At 61.5% G+C, this 18,157-nt stretch carries 14 protein-coding genes; 8 read left to right on the plus strand and 6 right to left on the minus strand.

Going from position 1 to position 18,157, the window contains the following annotated elements:
- Positions 1-18: 18 nt before the first annotated feature.
- Both ACMO9O_RS04495 and ACMO9O_RS04500 read left to right on the plus strand, forming a co-directional pair.
- A complete protein-coding gene (locus ACMO9O_RS04495; RefSeq protein ID WP_418982455.1) occupies positions 19-147 on the plus strand; it encodes a hypothetical protein in 129 nt (42 codons plus the stop codon).
- A 15-nt stretch (positions 148-162) separates the two neighbouring features.
- The gene (locus tag ACMO9O_RS04500) at positions 163-1,716 is read left to right on the plus strand and encodes a hypothetical protein (protein WP_418982456.1); all 1,554 of its coding nucleotides are present in this window, start codon (positions 163-165) and stop codon (positions 1,714-1,716) included.
- An 82-nt stretch (positions 1,717-1,798) separates the two neighbouring features.
- On the opposite strand, the gene nfo is transcribed toward ACMO9O_RS04500, so the two are convergent.
- Positions 1,799-2,647, minus strand: a complete 849-nt coding sequence (gene nfo / locus ACMO9O_RS04505) for a deoxyribonuclease IV (protein ID WP_418982458.1) — start codon at positions 2,645-2,647, stop codon at positions 1,799-1,801.
- A 93-nt stretch (positions 2,648-2,740) separates the two neighbouring features.
- Here nfo and ACMO9O_RS04510 point away from each other — a divergent pair, with 93 nt between their 5' ends.
- Genes ACMO9O_RS04510 through ACMO9O_RS04520 form a run of 3 tightly spaced genes read left to right on the plus strand, consistent with a single transcriptional unit; the run spans position 2,741 to position 5,773 of the window.
- The gene (locus ACMO9O_RS04510) at positions 2,741-3,910 is read left to right on the plus strand and encodes a DUF3078 domain-containing protein (protein ID WP_418982460.1); all 1,170 of its coding nucleotides are present in this window, start codon (positions 2,741-2,743) and stop codon (positions 3,908-3,910) included.
- On the plus strand, positions 3,910-5,547 hold the full coding sequence (locus tag ACMO9O_RS04515) for a S41 family peptidase (protein WP_418982461.1): 1,638 nt from the start codon (positions 3,910-3,912) through the stop codon (positions 5,545-5,547). Before ACMO9O_RS04510 ends, ACMO9O_RS04515 begins: the two co-directional genes overlap by 1 nt.
- Positions 5,540-5,773, plus strand: a complete 234-nt coding sequence (locus ACMO9O_RS04520; protein ID WP_418982462.1) for a hypothetical protein — start codon at positions 5,540-5,542, stop codon at positions 5,771-5,773. The genes ACMO9O_RS04515 and ACMO9O_RS04520 overlap by 8 nt, the downstream gene beginning before the upstream one ends.
- A 318-nt stretch (positions 5,774-6,091) precedes the next feature.
- Here the strand turns inward: ACMO9O_RS04520 and deoC are convergent, their stop codons facing one another.
- From deoC to rpsO, 4 genes are all read right to left on the minus strand, one after another.
- Positions 6,092-6,970 (minus strand): deoxyribose-phosphate aldolase, encoded by an 879-nt coding sequence (deoC, locus tag ACMO9O_RS04525; RefSeq protein ID WP_418982463.1) that lies wholly within the window; start codon positions 6,968-6,970, stop codon positions 6,092-6,094.
- 1,071 nt (positions 6,971-8,041) lie between these two features.
- Positions 8,042-9,763 (minus strand): hypothetical protein, encoded by a 1,722-nt coding sequence (locus ACMO9O_RS04530; protein WP_418982560.1) that lies wholly within the window; start codon positions 9,761-9,763, stop codon positions 8,042-8,044.
- A 220-nt stretch (positions 9,764-9,983) separates the two neighbouring features.
- Positions 9,984-12,194 (minus strand): polyribonucleotide nucleotidyltransferase, encoded by a 2,211-nt coding sequence (gene pnp, locus ACMO9O_RS04535; protein WP_418982464.1) that lies wholly within the window; start codon positions 12,192-12,194, stop codon positions 9,984-9,986.
- Between the two features lie 91 nt (positions 12,195-12,285).
- A complete protein-coding gene (gene rpsO / locus ACMO9O_RS04540) occupies positions 12,286-12,558 on the minus strand; it encodes a 30S ribosomal protein S15 (RefSeq protein ID WP_418982465.1) in 273 nt (90 codons plus the stop codon).
- Positions 12,559-12,751: 193 nt separating this feature from the next.
- Here rpsO and ACMO9O_RS04545 point away from each other — a divergent pair, with 193 nt between their 5' ends.
- The 3 genes from ACMO9O_RS04545 to ACMO9O_RS04555 all read left to right on the plus strand — a co-directional run bounded on the left by ACMO9O_RS04545 (position 12,752) and on the right by ACMO9O_RS04555 (position 15,724).
- Positions 12,752-13,750, plus strand: coding sequence for an FAD:protein FMN transferase (locus ACMO9O_RS04545; RefSeq protein WP_418982466.1), 999 nt, complete (start codon positions 12,752-12,754; stop codon positions 13,748-13,750).
- Between the two features lie 7 nt (positions 13,751-13,757).
- Positions 13,758-14,621, plus strand: coding sequence for a diacylglycerol/lipid kinase family protein (locus tag ACMO9O_RS04550; RefSeq protein ID WP_418982468.1), 864 nt, complete (start codon positions 13,758-13,760; stop codon positions 14,619-14,621).
- Between the two features lie 194 nt (positions 14,622-14,815).
- Entirely contained in the window at positions 14,816-15,724 is a 909-nt protein-coding gene (locus tag ACMO9O_RS04555) for an AraC family transcriptional regulator (RefSeq protein WP_418982470.1), read from the plus strand.
- A gap of 103 nt (positions 15,725-15,827) precedes the next feature.
- On the opposite strand, the gene ACMO9O_RS04560 is transcribed toward ACMO9O_RS04555, so the two are convergent.
- Positions 15,828-18,152, minus strand: coding sequence for a BACON domain-containing protein (locus ACMO9O_RS04560; RefSeq protein WP_418982471.1), 2,325 nt, complete (start codon positions 18,150-18,152; stop codon positions 15,828-15,830).
- Positions 18,153-18,157 lie beyond the last annotated feature (5 nt).

The raw sequence follows: 18,157 nt of genomic DNA on the forward strand, positions 1-18,157 counted from the left end.
ATATCAATCACAAGAATAATGAAGAGATTTAGTTACGAAACTCCCACGTTGGAGTGTATCGACCTGCTCGTCGAGCGGGGATTCGCCGATTCGACGCTCGGAAGCGATTTCGAAGAGGCGGGAGAAGATCAGGGAACCTGGGAATAATCAGCGAAAATGAAAATGAAACGATTTTTGATCTGGAGCCTGGCGGGCGTGTGCCTCGCGGGTTCCGCCTGCACGCAGAACGACGCGGAGGAGCTGCCCGCTCCGCAGGAACCGACGAGGACCGAACGGTTTTACCTGAGCGACGAGACGACGGAACGGGCTGCCGATCCCTCCTCGCGTGCCTATTTCTCCGACGGCTACAAGATCGCCTGGGAGACGGGCGATCAAGTGGCGATCAACCGGGGCGACACCTATCCGGTCCAACAGGATGCCGACGGCAAATGGTACGTCGACCTGCCTGCGGCCGAATCCTATACGGTCTACTACCCGGCCGCCCAATACGGCGGCAATTATTTATCGGCCGACTTTCTCTGTGCTTCGCTGCGTTACGAACAGACGTTCCGATCCGGTTCGTTCGATCCCGCGTCCCTGATCGCCTGTGCGGAGGCGAAACCCGGTGGAAAGCTGGTATTCAAATACATGACCTCCGTAATCAAGCTGACGCTCCGGGGGACCGATGCCGAGCGGGTGACGGGTATAAATCTCACGACCGAAGGGTTGGGGGCGGAGTATATCAGCGGAATGGGAAAAGTTCAGACGGATGAGGACGGGCAAACCAGTCTGGTGACCATGACCGGATATTATCTGAACTATCACAAGTATTATGTCAACCTTTCGGCCGATAGCGTGCCGTTGACCGCCGGAGGAGTGGATTTTTACATGGTTGTCTTCCCGACCACGTTCAGCCAGGGTTTTCAACTGACCGTCACGCTTGCCGACGGTCGGACGATGACGCGCAAGGGCGGCGTGGGCCAGACCGCGGCGCGGGGCCGGATTCTGGCCATGCCAGCGCTCCGTTTCGAGGAGACCGACGCCGCTTCGCCCCTTTACTATTCGACGGACAACCTCAACTGGCACGCCTGGAAATACGACACCGACGGGGTTACTCCCCTGGCGCTGGCCTATCCCGAAACGAAGGAGCATATGCTCTATTTCAAGGATAACGCCGCCGCAACGAACCCCGGATTGACGGCGGCCCACTTGAAGTCGCTGTACGCGACCTTTCTGATCCATGGCGACCGGTATGCGACCTCGAGCGTGGTGGCCGTGCAGCCGGTGGGTTTCGACCTGAGCCGGACGACGTATGAGAGCCAAACGCTGCCCGAGAACGTTTTCACACGTTGGGGCGAAGCGGTCGATACGCGGGTGGGGCTGGATTTGCGGTACGTTTCGCTGCCGCAAAACATTGCCGTCGTCCCTGCCTACTCGTTTTTCGGAAACGCGGTGTTGCGCGAAGTAGTCCTGCCCGCCACGGTCAAAGAGATCGGAGAATATGCGTTTTACATGACGCAGGGTTTCATCAACTCGACCGACAATCCCGACATTTCCTCCAACGGAATTTACTGTCACGCGACGACACCGCCGACGCTTGGCCAGTCGGCATTCTCGGGAATCAAGCCCACGCCGTTCCACGTCCCGGCGACGAGCCTGGCCGCTTACCGGACAGCCTGGGACGCTGATGCGACGAATGCGGGAACGAATCAGACCACGCTCGTCGGCGACCTCTGATCCTTCCCGGAGGGCGGAAAACAGCGGGGCGCAACCTCCATCGAGAGGTTGCGCCCCGCTATTTTGCATGGATTCGAAAAAATCACTCTCCGGCGGCGAAGGCTTTCAGCCGGGCGATCTCCTCCGGCCAGCGCTCCTCGTCGGGGGTCTCCATGACGAGCGGAATGCCGTCGAAACGCGGGTCGCGCGCGATGTAGCGGAAGCACGCCTCGCCGATCATCCCCTCCCCGAGCGGCGCGTGGCGGTCGATGTGGCTGCCCAGCGGTTTCATGGCGTCGTTGAGGTGCATGCCGCGCAGGTAGGCGAAGCCCACTACTCGCTCGAACTCCGCGAACGTGGCCTCGCACGCCTCCGCGGTATGCAGGTCGTACCCGGCGGCGAAGGCGTGGCACGTGTCGATGCAGACGCCCACGCGCGAGCGGTCCTCCACGCGGTCGATCAGGTAGGCCAGCTGCTCGAAGCGCGAACCGAGGTTCGAACCCTGCCCGGCGGTGTTCTCGATGACGGCCGTGACGCCCTCCGTGCGGTCGAGCGCCCAGTTGATCGACTCGGCGATGCGGTCGAGGCACTGCTGCTCGGTCAGACGGTCGAGGTGGCTGCCCGGATGGAAGTTCAGCCGGTCGAGGCCCAGCTGTTCGCAGCGCTGCATCTCGTCGAGAAAAGCCGCGCGCGACTTTTCGAGCGCCTCGCGGTCGGGATGGCCGAGGTTGATGAGATAGGAGTCGTGCGGCAGGATGGCTTGCGGCGGGTAGCCGTATGCGTCGCAGTTGCGGCGGAACGCCTCGATATCCGCCTCGGCGAGCGGCTTGGCCGCCCACTGGCGCTGGTTCTTGGTGAACAGGGCGAAACCTGTGGCCCCTATTTTGTGTGCGTTGAGCGGTGCGTTGCCGACGCCGCCCGCGGCGCTTACGTGTGCTCCGAAATATTTCATGGCTGCCAGAATGTGTTTACTGTCTCCAAAGTTAATGATTTTGTAAATAATTTCATAAATTTGTCGACAAAATCCCGCTTTAACCGCTTCTCTATGAAACCATTTTACCGGACTTTGCTGCTGTCGTGCGCGCTGGCCGCCTTTCTGCCCGCCGCCGCTCAGATAACCATCGACGAGGTGAAGGCCCCGGCGGAAAGCGTCAATTTCCGCGACCGGCTCAAATCCATGCCCGTGGAGACCGAGTATTTCAACCTCGCCCGCTACCGGGCCGAACGCGCCGCCATCCGCAAGGAGCGCAACTACCTCGAGTTCGGGGGCGGCCTTCAGGGTGCGCTCACCTCCTACAACGACCCGTGGGTGGCCGTCTCGGGCGGTGACAACTCCATCGCGCTGACGGCGGTGTTCAGCCTCAAGCACATCTTCACGAAGAACGATTTTTCGATCGAAACCAAGTTCAATGCCAAGCTGGGTTACAACCGGATGAAGGTCGAAACGGACGACGACGAACGGGGCATCTGGTTCAAGAACCAGGACGAGTTCGAAATCTCGACCGCCCCCAAATTCAAAATGTCGAAGAACTGGGCTTACGGTGTGATCGTCAAATTCCGCAGCCAGTTCGTCAACGGCTACAAGTCGCGCACCGAGCAGGAGAGAGAGGACCTGAAGAGCCGCTTCATGACCCCGGGTTATCTCGACGTGTCGCTCGGTTTCACCTACACCTGCCCCAAACCCAAGTTCCCGATCGTGGTCAACCTCTCGCCGATCGCCCTGAACGCCACCTTCGCGGAGAACGACTGGATTCGCCGCCGGCAGGTCGACGAGAGCGGAAAGGAGATCAAGCCCGCCTACTCCTACGGTATCGAGGATCCGGACAAGACCTCCAAATACGAGGGCGGTTCGTCGATCCAGATCGACTTCGACCGCAAGTTCGGCAAGTCGGAGTTTCTGCGCTACCGCACGATGATCTACGCGTTCTACGGCTGGATCACCGACATCGGCCAGAAGAACAAGATCAGCGACTACCATAAATATATGGATGCCTATGCCGCGTGGAACCAAACCAAGGAGAAGGACATCAAGGACAAGCCCCGGCTGCCGATCCACCCGATCGTCCGCTGGACCAACTCGCTCGACATCAAGGCGACCAAATACCTTTCCACCACGCTCAGCTTCGAACTCTACTACAACCGCTCGCAGAGTTTCGACGTGCAGACCAAGACGCTGCTGAGCGTCGGAATCACCTATACGTTTAAAAACAAGTAATGTACCGCAATTCGAAACGCACCGTCCTCTTCCCGCTGCTGCTGGCCGCGGGGGTGGTGCTGGGCCTGCTGCTGGGCCAGTATCTGGGACGCAACTCTACGGCCTCGCAGCTCCGAGGGTTGTTGCAGCACATGAGCGTGCCTTCGGGCAAGCTCACGCAGACCCTTTCGCTCATCGAGAACCAGTATGTCGATTCCATTTCGATGGATTCGCTCACCGAGCACGTAATCCCGCTGCTGGTCAAGGAGCTGGACCCCCACTCGGTCTACATCCCCGCGGCGGAGATGGCCGAGCTGAACGAACCGCTCGAGGGTGAGTTCGACGGCATCGGCGTGGTGTTCAACATGGCCACCGACACGGTGATCGTGCTGAACGTCATTGCGCAGGGGCCCAGCGATAAGGCGGGGGTGAAGGCGGGCGACCGCATCATCGAGATCGACGACTCGCTGGTGGCCGGGCGCAAGATTCCGCAAATGAGTATCGTCAAACGACTGCGCGGGCCGCGCGGTACGACCGTGCGGCTGGGTCTCGAACGGCAGGGGATTCCCGAGCTGGTGGACGTGGAGGTCGTGCGCGGCGTGATTCCGATCAAGAGCATCGAGTCGGCCTTCCGGATCGCCAACGGAATCGGCTACATCAAGCTGGGGCAGTTCGCACGCACGTCGTACGACGAGTTGGAGCGGGCGCTCGCGTCGCTGCGCGCCGAAGGGGTTACCAAGCTGATCTTCGACCTAAGGGGAAATTCGGGCGGCTACCTCGACCAGGCGATCCTGATCGCCAACGAGTTCCTCCGCGAGGGGCAGCTGATCGTCTACACGGAGGACCGCCGCCACGAGCAGATGCGCGAATACGCCGACGGGACGGGTTCGGCGCAGGACATGGAGGTCGCCGTGCTGATCGACCAGGGGAGCGCTTCGTCGAGCGAGATTCTGGCCGGAGCGCTGCAGGACAACGACCGTGGTACGATTATTGGTCGCCGTTCGTTCGGAAAGGGGCTGGTGCAGCGCCAGATTCCGTTCAGCGACGGTTCGGCCCTGCGGCTCACCACAGCGCGTTACTACACGCCCACGGGCCGTTCGATCCAGAAACCCTACACCATCGGCGACGATGCCTCTTATGAGGAGGAGGTGTGGAAACGTTACGAGAACAACGAGTTTTTCTCGGCCGACAGCGTCCACTTCGCCGACTCGCTCCGGCGCGTGACGCCGGGCGGAAAGGTGGTTTACGGAGGAGGCGGCATCATGCCCGACGTCTTCGTGCCGGCCGATACGACCGACGTGACGCCGTATTTCATCGAGGTGGCGGGCCGCAACATCCTCTACCGCTACACGATCGAGTACGCCGACCGCCATCGGGAGGCGCTCAATGCGGTGAAGACCCTGCCGGAACTGCAAGCCCTGCTCGACGGCGACCGTACGCTGGTCGAAGATTTCATCCGTTACGCCGCCCGTCAGGGCGTGGCCCCGCGCTACGGCGACATCGCCCGCTCGCGGCGGCTGATCGAAGCGCAGCTCAGGGCCTACATCGGCCGCAATACGGCGCTCGAGGACAACGGATTCTATGCCAACATCTATCCGGTGGACAACGTTCTCGTGCGTGCCATCGGGATTTTAAACGATACGCAGAAAAATGATTAAGAGGCTCATCGGTATTATCGTGGTCGTGGCGGTGGTCATCATCGTCGTCGTGGCAGCTGTCCGCCGGGACAATTTCCGTTCGATGGTCGAGCGGGACGAGGTGATGGACGAGATTCCCGGGCCTGTCCCCAAGGATTGGCCGGATGCGCAGCAATCCGACCCCGCCGATTCGACCACAGTGACCGTCACCGACTCGGTCCGCGTGGAGGTGGTCGATTCGATCTGAGCGGGGGCGGTTCTAAGAGGAGGTGTTGTTTCTTTACCGCATTCTGTTGGACATCTATCCCCTCTCTTATGAGCTTGGTGAGGCTCATTGCTATCCTTCGCCGTGCATTCCGGTGATCAACGCAGTGGGCAGCAGCCTGCGGAGCACGCCAAAGGCGGGCCTCCGCCGCCGGAGGCTGCGGCCCGCGCGGCTCAGGGAGCCGCAAAGCGGATTGCAAGGTATCGGCAGATTGCGGATTGTGACCCGAGCAAGACTAACTGCAAATATCAAGGGCGGCCCCGTCGGGAGCCGCCCTTTTCATGGTTGCGTTGCGGATGATCAGAAATATTTGACCTCTTTGCCCTCGATCGCCGTAAGAATGTTGTTTGCGGCGGACGACGCGCCGATGCGGAACAGGTCGGTCGTCAGCCAATCGCGGCCCAGAATCTCTTCGACGATCGTGTAATAGAGCGCCGCATCTTCGGCCGTGCGGACGCCGCCGGCGGCCTTGAAGCCCACCTTGCGGCCCGTTTTGGCGTGGTAGTCGCGGATCGCCTGACACATCACCACAGCGGCTTCGGGCGTTGCGGCCACGTCGATCTTGCCGGTCGAGGTCTTCACGAAATCGGCCCCGGCAAGCATCGAGAGCAGCGAGGCGTCGCGGATCAACTTCGGCGTTTTGAGCGCGCCGGACTCGATGATGACCTTCAGCACCACGTCGGCATCCATCTCCGTGCGGATCACCTCCACCTCGTTGGCCGCCTCGTCGTACTCGCCCGTCAGCATGCGGCCCACATTGAGCACGATGTCCACCTCGTCCGCACCGTTCTCGACGGCCATCGCCACCTCGAGCGCCTTTACTTCGAGGAAGGTCTGCGCAGCGGGGAAGCCGCCGCCGACCGAGGTGATGCGCATCGGCGTGCCGTCAACGGCCAGTCCGACGGTCTCGACGAACGCCGGGTAGACGCAGATCGAAGCCACGTTGGGAATATGCGGATATTTTTGGTAAAACTCCGCTGCTTTGCGGGCGAACTCCGTGACCGAAGTCACCGAATCGGTGCACGCCAGGGTCGTCAGGTCGATGGCCGAATAGCAGAATTTGTAAACTTCGGTATTGTGGTTGCGCTTAGCGGCCTGCTTGAGCCGGGCGACCTCTTTGTCCACTTGCTCCGCCGTCCAGGCGGAGTCGTACGCGTTGAGTTGATTGACGTATTCCATACGGATTTCGGTTTTGTACAAAATTAGAAAAATATTTTTGGTCCGCGCATTTCCCGCCTGATTATTTTGCCGTCAGGCGCAATTCACGACCCGGGTCGGGGTTTCGGTGCAAGGTCCCGAAGCGGGTTTGCTGCCCGCTGGCCACTGGGTAAGCAGGCATAGGTCGGGGTTTTTCTGCGTTCTGCGCTCCGGCCGCTGGGTTAGTAGCTGCTCGATCGGGGTTTCGGTGCAAGGTCCCGAAGCGGGTTTGCTGCCCGCTGGCCACTGGGTAAGCAGGCATAGGTCGGGGTTTCGGCGCAAGGTCCCGATGCGTTTTCTGCGCGCAGGCTGCCGGGAAATAAGACGTTCGGTCGGGGTTTCGGCGCAAGGTCCCGATGAGGTTCTCGGCGCACCGGCCGCCGGGAAATAAGGCGTTCGGTCGGGGTTACTTCGGTTCGGGTTCGATTTCGCTTCCGCCTCTTTCCGGTTTTCAGTTTGCTTCCGAAACCACAATCGCCGTGCTGGGCCGAGTGCCCGGCTGCTGCCAGTCCTACTCCGGCTGCCGGCCGGATCTCTCCTTTCCATGCTCCGAACGGATTTTGCATGCGCTTCCGGGCAAGCCGCCTCCCTGGAGCTGAGGCTGCCGGCGGGTTTCCTCGTCCCGGTTCTCCCGTTTCGGCTGCGTCGCGTTTTCCCGTCTTCACGCGGTTCGGCGGTTCCGTAATGACATTTAGCCGGGACTTCCGAGAAGTCTTGCTTCGACCGGATTGTCCGCCTGCCGGACCGGGAGGGGGGGCAGGCGGCAGGGCCGTGTCGGGCATTCTTCAGCCGGGTTGGGCAGTATTGGGCCGTGTCGGGTTTGATAAGCCGCGTCGGGCGAGGTTGAGCCGGGTTGAGCAGGATTGGGTTATGTTTGGGCTGGGCTAAGCAGTGTCGGGTCGTGTCGGGTTTAGTCGAGCCGGGTTATGCAGAACCGGGCTGGGCTGCGGAACCGTTCCGTTCCGTAGATGGGGCCTGCCCCGACGAAGAGTTCCTGCAAAAAGAAAGCCCGAACCTCAAGCGGTCCGGGCTTTTTTCGGCAGGCTGTACGAATTATTTCTTCAGAGCCTTCAGGTTGATATCCTTGGCAGCCTTGTCGGCGAGCTTCGGGTTCTTCGAAACGGCGCTCTTCAGCTGAGCCTCGGCGGTCTTCGTGTCGCCCTCTTTGGCTGCGATTACGGCGCGCAGGTAGTCGGCATCGGCCGAGTTGTCCTTGGCGATCGCCTTCTTGGCAGCGGAGAGGTCGTTGTTCATCACGTGTGCGATGGCCTCGTTGTAGCCGTCGAGGTTCTTGGCAGCGGCCTTGTAGTCGCCCTCGGCGGCAGCCATGGCGGCCTTGGCGTCTGCATCGGCAGCCTGTGCGTACTTCTTAGCCTCGGCCGTGTTGCCGTTTGCCAGGTTGGCCAGCAGCAGGTTGCGGTTCAGGTCTTTCGACGAATCCATCTTGGCGGCCTTCTCGAACGACTTCAGCGCAGCGGCCTTGTCGCCTGCCTTGGTCTGGGCGACACCCAGGTTGTTCCATACGCGGGCGTCGTTGTACTTCTTCGAAGCGGCTGCGAGGATCGCTACCTGCTCCTCGGGCGAACCAGCCAGCGTCTCGGCGGCATAGAGGTACTCCTCCACGCTCAGCTCCTGACCGTTCTTCACGGCGGCCATGATCTCGGCGTCGGTCTTGCCCTGGATGTCGGTGCTGTTGACGATCTGCGAGCGGCGCAGCTCGGGCAGAATGTCCTTCTTCAGCTCGGTGAATACCGACGACATGTTCTTGATCTCGCTCTCGCGCTGAGCCGACGAGTTGTAGAGGCTCAGTACCTGGAGAATGAGGTTCTTGTCCTTGATGTTCGACTTCTCGACCAGCTCCTTGAAGCCGTCCCAGTCCTCGCCGTAAGCGGCGGCGTCCACATCCAGACCCGAATCCTTGAGCAGTTTGGCGATCACCTTCTTACCCGATTCGCTGCGGGCCTGCGAAAGTTTGTCGTTGAACTTCTCCGGACCGTCGGGCGAAGCGTAGCCCTTCACGGCGATGTTCTGCGTGGCGCGGTCGTTGGTCAGTTTCTCGTCCACGTCGGCCTTGAAAGCGTCGAGGTTGGCGGCCTTCTCGTTCTTCTTGGTCACCTTCGACGAGTTGATCGCGTAGAGCAGGTCGGTCTTGTCGACGACCGTGGTCACCTTCTTGAAGTTGTTGGCCATCGGGGCCATCAGTTCGCCGTATTTGAGGTCCTTCTGCAGCGTGTTCAGACCGTAAGCGACCGTCAGACCGAACTCCTTGGCAAGGGCGGCCTTGGCTGCCTCGTCGTTGCCGGCCAGCACGGCGGCCTGCTCCTTGGTGGGGATCATGCCGTTGTTCAGGTTCACGAGCGTGAACTGCTTGCACTTGCCCTTCGGGCACTTGATCTCGGCGCGCAGCTGGAGGGCGCACTGATCCATGCGGGGATCGTAGGGGAACTCGACGTGCTGCGTGAAATGGCCGCCGTTCTTCTTGTCCACGACCGTGTAGTTCTCATCGACCTTCGAACCCTGGTAGAACTTGCTCGGGCCGGCCACTTCGCCGCCCTCGAATACGATCACGGGGGTTACCTTGAGAACCGCCTTGGCATTGAAATACTCGACCGGGAAGCTCACGTTGATATCTGCGGCGACCACGCCGTTGTTGAGCGTCAGAATTTCGGGGGTGACCGTCAGTTTGATGTCGTCCCGGTTCTGGGCCATCTTCTTGAAGCAGTTGCAGCTCGAGAACGCCAGCGCGGCGGCTGCGAGCACGAGGCTCAGTTTCAATAAGTTTTTCATAACTCAGGTAAAATTAATTGTTTTATTTTCTTGTTGTTTGCCTTGTTCGTTTCACACCGTCCGGAGCGATTCGCACGAACGGACCGTCCGTAACATCACAAATATAGGTAAATTCTCGCTAATTGTGCAACATTCGCGGCGAAAAAGCAAATTTTTTCCGCGCGCAATGCCGCTCCGGGGACGAATTTACGCTCCGTGACGCGACGTATCAGTGCCGGTCGCCCCGGTCGCGGCGCTCCGAGCGCTCGGGACGCGGGCGGCGTTCGCGCTCCACGTAGCCTTCGGGCTTGGGAAGCAGAGCCTTGCGCGACAGCTTGAGCTTGTTGGTCTTCGGGTCGACCCCGATGAGTTTCACGTCGATCTCGTCGCCCTCCTTCAGGCCGGTCTCCTCCATCGTCTCGAAACGCTTGTAGTCGATCTCCGAGATGTGCAGCAGGGCGTCCTTGCCCGGCATGATCTCGACGAACGCGCCGAACGCCACGATCGAACGGATTTTGCCGTGGTAGGTCTCGCCGACCTCGGGGATCGCCACGATGGCCTTGATGCGGGCCAGCGCGCCGTCCAGCGCCTCCTTGTCGATGCCGAAGATGTCGACGAATCCCTTGTTGTCCTCCTCGGTGATGGTGATGGTGGTGTTGGTGGTCTTCTGGATGTCCTGGATCACCTTGCCGCCGGGGCCGATCACGGCGCCGATCATATCCTGCGGGATGGTGATCTGCACGATGCGCGGTACGCAGGGCTTGTAGTCGACACGCGGCTCGGCGATGCACTCGGTCAGTTTGCCCAGGATGTGCATGCGGCCCTGACGCGCCTGCTCCAAAGCGGCGGCGAGCACCTCGTAGGAGAGACCGTCGACCTTGATGTCCATCTGCGTGGCGGTGATGCCGTCGCGCGTACCGGTGACCTTGAAGTCCATGTCGCCCAGGTGGTCCTCATCGCCCAGAATGTCCGACAGCACGGCCCACTTGCCGCTCTGCGAGTCGGAGATCAGACCCATGGCGATACCCGATACGGGCTTTTTGAGCTTCACGCCGGCGTCCATCAGCGCCAGCGTGCCGGCGCAGACCGTGGCCATCGACGACGAGCCGTTCGATTCGAGGATGTCCGACACCACGCGAACGGCGTAGGGGTTCTCCTCACCCAGCGGAATCATCGGCTTGAGCGCGCGCCAGGCCAGGTGGCCGTGGCCGATCTCGCGGCGCGACAGACCGCGGGCGGCCTTCGCCTCGCCCGTGGAGAAGGGCGGGAAGTTGTAGTGCAGCACGAACTGTTCGGTTCCCTGCACGAGCACCTCGTCCTTGACCTTCTCGTCGAGCTTCGTGCCGAGCGTAACGGTGGTGAGCGACTGCGTTTCGCCGCGGGTGAAGATGGCCGAGCCGTGTGCTCCGGGCAGGTAGTCGACTTCGCACCAGATGGGACGGATCTCGTCCGTGCGGCGGCCGTCGAGGCGCTTGCCCTCGTCGAGGATCATGTTGCGCATGGCCTTCTTCTGCACGTCGTCGTGGAAGTATTTGTGGATCAGCGGACCCTTCTCGGCCAGCTCCTCCTCGGTGTAGCGGGCGGCGAACTCGGCCTCCAGCGCGTTGAACTTGTCCTCGCGCTCGTGCTTCATCGTGCCGCTGGTGGCGATGGCGTATGCCTTGTCATACAGTTCGCGGATGACCGTCTGGCGCAGCTCCTCGTCGTTGACCTCGTGGCAGTAGGTGCGCTTGACATCCTTGCCCAGCTCCTTCGAAAGCTCGATCTGCACGGCGCAGTGCTTCTTGATCTCTTCGTGAGCGAACTTGATGGCCCCGAGCATCACCTCCTCGGAAACCTCCTTCATCTCACCCTCGACCATCAGGATGTTGTCGATCGTACCGCCGACCATGATGTCCAGGTCGCATTCGGGCATGTCGGAGTAGTTGGGGTTGATGGCGTACTCGCCGTTGCGGCGCACCACGCGCACCTCCGAGATGGGACCTCCGAAGGGGATGTCCGAGACGGCCAGGGCGGCCGATGCGGCCAGTCCGGCCAGCGCGTCGGGCTGAATATCCTTGTCCGCCGAGATGAGGTTCACCGTGACGTAAACCTCGGCGTGGTAGTCTGCGGGGAAGAGCGGGCGCAGCGCGCGGTCGATCAGGCGCGAGACGAGAATCTCGCTGTCGTTGGGGCGGGCTTCGCGTTTCATGAAACCGCCCGGGTAGCGGCCCACGGAGGCGTATTTCTCTTTGTATTCGACTTGCAGGGGCATGAAGTCGGTGTCGGGTTTGGCGTCTTTGGCCGCAACCACGGTTCCGAGCAGCATCGTGTCGCCCATCTTGACGACGACCGAGCCGTCGGCCTGTTTGGCCAGTTTGCCCGTTTCGATCTCGATCTGGCGTCCGTCGGCCAGCGTGATGATCTTGCGGACTGCATTGTACAGCTTCTGTTCTTCCATAAAAAATTTAACCTATAGTGTTTCGATTGTTCGTCTTTACGAAAATGAAGGCAACCCCTCGCGGGAATTGCCCTCATTTCTTCCTCACGGATTACTTGCGGAGGTTCAGCGTCTTCAGGATGGCGCGGTAACGCTCGATGTCGACCTCCTTGAGGTACTCCAGCAACTGGCGGCGCTTGCCGACCAGGCGCAGCAGGGCGCGCTGGGTTCCGAAGTCGTGCTTGTTGCTCTTGAGGTGATTCGTAAGGTGGCTGATACGGTACGAAAACAGCGCGATCTGGCTCTCGGGGGAACCCGTGTCGGTGTTAGACTTGCCGTACTGGCCGAAAAGCTCCTGCTTTTTCTCAGCTGTTAAATAAGCCATTTGTAAACTTTTGTTAAGTTCCACTCTACGACGCATCCCCCTTACCGTGGATCACGCCAGAGCGTGGCGCAAAGGTACGAAATAATTAATAATTAAGAATTAAAAATTAAAAATTATTTTCTTTTTGGGGCGGGTCCCGTCCGGATACGGCAAAAAGTAGTAATTTTGTTCCCGAATAGAAATCACAATCCGCATGAAAATCTCCTGCTGCCTCTTCACGGCGCTGCTGCTGGCGGGCTGCGCCCGGCGGGCGGACGCCTACCTGACGGTCGACGGAACGATGCTCGGCACCACGATGCACATCGTGGCCGACGTGCGCGGGGTCACGCAGCGCGACCTCTACGCCGCCGCGATGGAGTTGGACCGCGAGGCGAAGGCCTCCATGTCGATCTTCGACGAGACCTCGCTGCTGAGCAGGCTCAACCGGAATCAGACCGACAGCGTCGACCGCCACATCGCCTTCAACCTCCGTCTGGCCGACAGCATCGGCGCACTGAGCGACGGCCGTTACGACGTGACGGTCATGCCGCTCGTGGAGGCGTGGGGCTTCGCCGGGCGGGAGCGCACGGAGCATCCGAACGTGGATTCGATCCTCGCCTTCGTGGGACGCGAAAAGGTGCGCGTCGAAAACGGGCGGCTGGTGAAGGCGGACCCGCGCGTGCAGCTCGATTTCAACTCGATCGCCAAGGGGTATACGGTCGATCTGCTGGCCGCTTTGGTCGAGCGGTTCGGGGCCGAGAACTACCTGGTCGACATTGGCGGCGAAGTTCGCTGCCGGGGGGTGAACCCCAACGGCGAGGGGTGGCGCATCGGTATCGAGACCCCCTTCGACGGGAATATGACCAACGGCGAATACCTCCAGAAGCGGGTCCGGCTGCACGACGGGGCGCTGGCCACCTCGGGCAACTACCGCCGCTTCTACCTCGATGACGCGGGGAACAAGGTGGCCCACACGATCGACCCGCGCACGGGCCGCAGCGCCGTGTCGCGCTTGCTGTCGGTCACCGTTGCCGCACCGACCTGCGCCGAGGCCGACGCGCTGGGAACCATGTTCCTGGCCATGGGGGCCGACGATGCGCTGGCGGCCGTGGAGCGCATGCCGGGCGTGAAAGTCTATTTTATCCTCGCGGGCGGGGACGGGAGCTACGAGGAGTGGATCTCCCCCGCGATGCAGGATTCGATCATGAAGTGACAGGGATATGAAACAAGCCGTGTTTCTCTACAACGTCCGTTCGGGCAAGGGGCGCATCGCGCGCAGCGTGGAGCGCATCTGCGCCCTGTTCGCCGAGTACGGGTATGCGGTCCGTCCGCAGGCGATCGATTTCGCGGCCGACCCCTTCGAGGGCAACGAGGGGATCGATCTGATGGTGGTCGCGGGCGGCGACGGAACGGTCAATTTCGCGGTCAACGCCATGCGCCGGCGCGGGTTGGACATCCCGCTGGGGGTGATTCCCGCGGGGACCGCCAACGACTTTGCCGGGGCGCTGGGCATGTCGCGCGATCCGTTGGAGGCGGCCCGGCAGATCGCCTCGGGCGAGGAGGACCGCGTGGACTGCGGCCGGGTGAACGGAACCTACTTCGTCAACATCTTCTCCTTCGGCATCTTCACGACCACCTCGCAGCGCACGCCCGACAGCCGCAAGCACCGCATCGGCAAGCTGGCCTATATGATCGAGGGGGTCAAGGAGTTCCGCTCGATGCACGCCGTGCCGCTGCAGGTGGTGGCCGACGGCGAGGCGTTCGACTTCAACTCGCTGATGGTGCTCATCTTCAACGGCGAGACCGCGGGCGGCTTCCGCCTGGCGCGCCGCTCGTCGGTCAAGGACGGGCTGTTCGACTGCCTCATGCTCGAAAAGCGGAATTTCCTGCGCTCGACCGTGGCGATGGGCCGCTACCTGATGGGCGGCAACCCCAAGATCGTCCGCCACATCCGGGCGCAGCGGATCGACATCGTCTCGACGGTCAACGAACCGACCGATGTCGACGGACAGCCCGGTGCGGAGTTCCCGCTGCATATCGAGTGTCTGGCGGGTGCGCTGCGCATGCGCTGCCCGCGGCAGTAGCCGGGCAGTAGGGAGGCGAGAGAGCCGGAGGCGGCAGGAAGCCGGCGGAGTGGAAAGACCGTGCAGCCGGAGCGGCCGGGAAAGCGCCCGGCGGCCGTTTCTGCTTGGGGTGCATGCCGATCCGGCCGATTTTATCGGTCGGGGCTTGCGGATTCTGCCGAAATTTGTTACTTTTGTCTGTAAAGTTGTTGCTTATGGCGGATAATAAGACGACACGCGGCGGGCGCGAGGGCCTGCGCAAGGTTTCCATCTCCCGGATCAAAAAGGAGATGAGCGATGTTTTTTACCTGTCGGACGATCTGGTCATCACCACGCTCGACGTTGCGAAAAACACCACGTCGAGCTACCCGGCTTCGATCGACGGCTTCTCGGCCATCATCATGATGGCGGGCGAGGCCACCGTCTCGATCGACATGCAGAACTACACGGTCCGCCCCAACACGATCGTCTTCTTCAATCCCGACAGCATCATCCGCACGGTGAAGTGCTCGGCCAACGCCGCGGCCTACTTCCTGGCGTTCTCCAAATCGTTCGTCAACGAGATTCAGATCGACCTTTCGACCTCGCTGCCCGTCTACATGCGTTTCGGCAAGGCCCCCGTGCTGGAGGTACGCCCCGAGGACGTGGAGGAGATCCGCCAGCTGTTCCAGCTCATCAAGACCATGCTCCGCAGCGACAAGGAGCGCTACCGCCACGAGATCATCCGCACGCTCTTCACCACGGCGTTCTACATCATCACGGAGATCAACCAGCGCGAACAACCCGCGGGCATCAAGCAGGGGCGCTGCGAGGTGCTCTTCGACGAGTTCATGTCGCTGCTGCAACAGTACAGCAAGCGCGAGCGCAACGTGGCGTTCTACGCCAAACAGCTCAGCATCACCCCCAAATACCTCTCGTCGGTCGTGAAGGAGGTGAGCGGCAAGACCGCGGCCCGCTGGATCGACGAATCGGTGATCCTCGAAGCGAAGGCGCTCTTGAAATATTCGGGCATGAGCATCCAGGAGATCGCCTACCACCTCAATTTCTCGACCCAGTCCTTCTTCGGCAAATACTTCAAGCAGCATACGGGAACCTCCCCCTCGCGCTACAAGCGCAAAGGGTAGCGGCCCCGCCCGGAAGATTTCCGGAAGCAGGTTCCGGCTTCGAAAAGCAAAAACGGCGGCAGCATCATTCGATGCTGCCGCCGTCGTTTCGGGGAAGGGAGCGCTAAAGCCCCGTGTTGTAAAATTCCGTGCAGGTACAGGTGCACGGGAGGGTCAGATGCTGCACATAGGGATAGGCGTTGACCTTGACCTGGATCGTCGCGCTGTTGACCAGATGGTCCGTATTGAACGTCTCCCGGTAGGTCGAATTGCCGTAAGCGGCGTTCGGGTTGAACGACACCATGGCCGCATCGTGATCCACGAGGATCGTATGGTTCGGATTGACCGAAATCTCGAACTTCAAGCCGGGTTCCGTATTGGCGTGCGTGCGCGAAGTGATCCCCAGCGTCCGGGTCAGGTTGTAGAAGTTTCCGGTCGTTCCGGTATTGGTGACCTCGACCTCGGCGGGGCCGGGGATGTTGGCGATCGTAACGGTGGCGGAGCCGTAGCGTCCGTAGACGCTGGCCGTCGACCGGTGGGTCATGGAGACTGCCTGAGGCGTCAGGTAGGCCATGTCGCGGGCGTACTGGCAGACGTTGATGTAGTAGTAGGACGTGAAGCCGTTCTTGGTGTATCGGATCGTCACGAGGGCTTCCCGCTTGTAGTTCGTCGCTGCAGCCGCCGTGTTGGCCGTCGCCGCGAGGGTGATGCCGTCGGCAACCGGTGCGGCGGTGAGCCAGGCCGCACTCGATTCGACCGTGATCGTTCCGCCCTGGAGGTTGAGCGGGATGAGCGCTCCGTCGACTGCCTCGCAGCCCATGCCGAAGTAGGCCGGGACGTTCAGCGTCGGGATGCGGGCGGCCTGCTGGCAAACCGTCAGGTAGTAGTAGACGGCGTTCACGTGGTCGTTGGCCGCTTTGAGCGTGACGACCCCTTCGCGTGCGACGGTCGACGTACATTCGGTGACCGTGTAAGCGAGCTCCGTAACGGGGACGCCGACGGCGGGAGCGGTCATCCAGTCGGGTTTACCGACGACGGTAACGGTCGTTCCCGTTTCGGGATTGAGCGGCAGGACGCCCGACTGCGCTTCGTAGGAGAGCGTCAGACGGCTGAGCATCGTGCCGATCTGCGGCATGCCGGGCGCATACTGCCTGACGGTGATGGCGCCTGCGGCCTTGTTCGAATGTCCGTTGGCCACCACGATCGTAACGATTCCCTCGCGGTAGTCGCCCTGCGCTCCGTCGTAGGCGTTGAGCGTGTAGGCGAGCATGCCGCCGCTTACCGACGGCGTTCGGGCGAACATGGCCTCGTCGTTGGTCGTAACCGATTCCACCGCCGACCCGTTGAGCAGCACGATCGGCTGCGAATAGGCCGCTCCGGGGTAGGGGTGCACGGCCTCCGCAACCGGGACCACGATGCCCGCGGCCTTGTGTCCGGCCTGCACGACCTTTACGTTCAGCGTCGCATACAGCCCTTCGTCGGCAGCACCCGGACGGTGCGCAACGATCATCACCGACCCTTCGCGGCTGTCGTCGTCGGTATTGGGATCGGCCGTGATGGCCAGCTCTTCGCCCGTCACCGAGGCGCCGGTGATCCATCCGGCCGTATTGCCGACGCCCGGACAGGCGGAAGTCCACGTCACCTCGTACTCCACGTTGCTCCTGTTGCCGCCCTCGGTCCAGATGGTCTGCCGGTGCGCGGTCTGGGCGCAGTTCATGTAGACGGTCGTCGCCGTCTTGACGGCCGGAGCACCCAGGCCGTTCTGGGTTACGGTAATGAGGTGTTTGTAGGTGTTGTACCCGAACACGACCGTCACCTCGATCGTTGCCGTGCGCGCATCGCTCATCAGGTTGGCGTCCAGATCGAACGTCCAGTTCTCCTTGCGCGAGTAACCGTAGGAGAGGTCGTAGGCTTTGCGGAGATTCTTCAGCCAGACGGCGTCGGTCGTTTTGAGCACGGCCGTGATCTTCGCCTCGCGGTTGGCGACGCCGACGGTGAAGGCGTTGGCTGCGGAAGCCGCAGCCGGAAGCCCGAAGCGCTGGGGCGTCACGTAGCTCTCGATCTCCGTAAGCCCGCGCTGTGCGACGTCGATCACGTAGCTTTCGCCTCCGTCGCACGTTACCACGATGCGGCCTTTGCGGGTCTTGTCCGTCAGGTTGCTGTCCATAACGTCGAGGTTCACCTGCGTGGTTCCCAGCCCCTCGCTCGGGGTGAGCATGAACCACGGCTCGGCGACTGCGATGCCGTCTTCGTTCAGGGCGACGCACGCGGCGCTCCACGCCGTGTTGGAGCGGATTTCGAACAGGCGGTGCGTCTCGGTCTGTTCCAGGATAATGTGCTGCTGCGAGGAGGAGACGCTTTGCGCATCGTCGTCCGTGCAGCCCGTGAATCCGGCGGCAAGGGCCGGCAGGGCCGACAGCAGGGCTATTTTTTTCAGAATGGTATTCATGATTG

It is taken from the genome of Alistipes sp., from assembly GCF_048465635.1.
In the GTDB taxonomy this organism is placed as follows: domain Bacteria; phylum Bacteroidota; class Bacteroidia; order Bacteroidales; family Rikenellaceae; genus Alistipes.

Bases quoted from the DNA above. Each gene is read 5' to 3' on its own strand.
- ACMO9O_RS04520 (WP_418982462.1), top strand. From the start codon at position 5,540: ATGATTAAGAGGCTCATCGGTATTATCGTGGTCGTGGCGGTGGTCATC.
- rpsO (WP_418982465.1), bottom strand. From the start codon at position 12,558: ATGGCTTATTTAACAGCTGAGAAAAAGCAGGAGCTTTTCGGCCAGTAC.
- ACMO9O_RS04495 (WP_418982455.1), top strand. From the start codon at position 19: ATGAAGAGATTTAGTTACGAAACTCCCACGTTGGAGTGTATCGACCTG.
- ACMO9O_RS04560 (WP_418982471.1), bottom strand. From the start codon at position 18,152: ATGAATACCATTCTGAAAAAAATAGCCCTGCTGTCGGCCCTGCCGGCC.
- ACMO9O_RS04500 (WP_418982456.1), top strand. From the start codon at position 163: ATGAAACGATTTTTGATCTGGAGCCTGGCGGGCGTGTGCCTCGCGGGT.
- ACMO9O_RS04550 (WP_418982468.1), top strand. From the start codon at position 13,758: ATGAAACAAGCCGTGTTTCTCTACAACGTCCGTTCGGGCAAGGGGCGC.
- nfo (WP_418982458.1), bottom strand. From the start codon at position 2,647: ATGAAATATTTCGGAGCACACGTAAGCGCCGCGGGCGGCGTCGGCAAC.
- pnp (WP_418982464.1), bottom strand. From the start codon at position 12,194: ATGGAAGAACAGAAGCTGTACAATGCAGTCCGCAAGATCATCACGCTG.
- ACMO9O_RS04510 (WP_418982460.1), top strand. From the start codon at position 2,741: ATGAAACCATTTTACCGGACTTTGCTGCTGTCGTGCGCGCTGGCCGCC.
- deoC (WP_418982463.1), bottom strand. From the start codon at position 6,970: ATGGAATACGTCAATCAACTCAACGCGTACGACTCCGCCTGGACGGCG.
- ACMO9O_RS04515 (WP_418982461.1), top strand. From the start codon at position 3,910: ATGTACCGCAATTCGAAACGCACCGTCCTCTTCCCGCTGCTGCTGGCC.
- ACMO9O_RS04545 (WP_418982466.1), top strand. From the start codon at position 12,752: ATGAAAATCTCCTGCTGCCTCTTCACGGCGCTGCTGCTGGCGGGCTGC.
- ACMO9O_RS04555 (WP_418982470.1), top strand. From the start codon at position 14,816: ATGGCGGATAATAAGACGACACGCGGCGGGCGCGAGGGCCTGCGCAAG.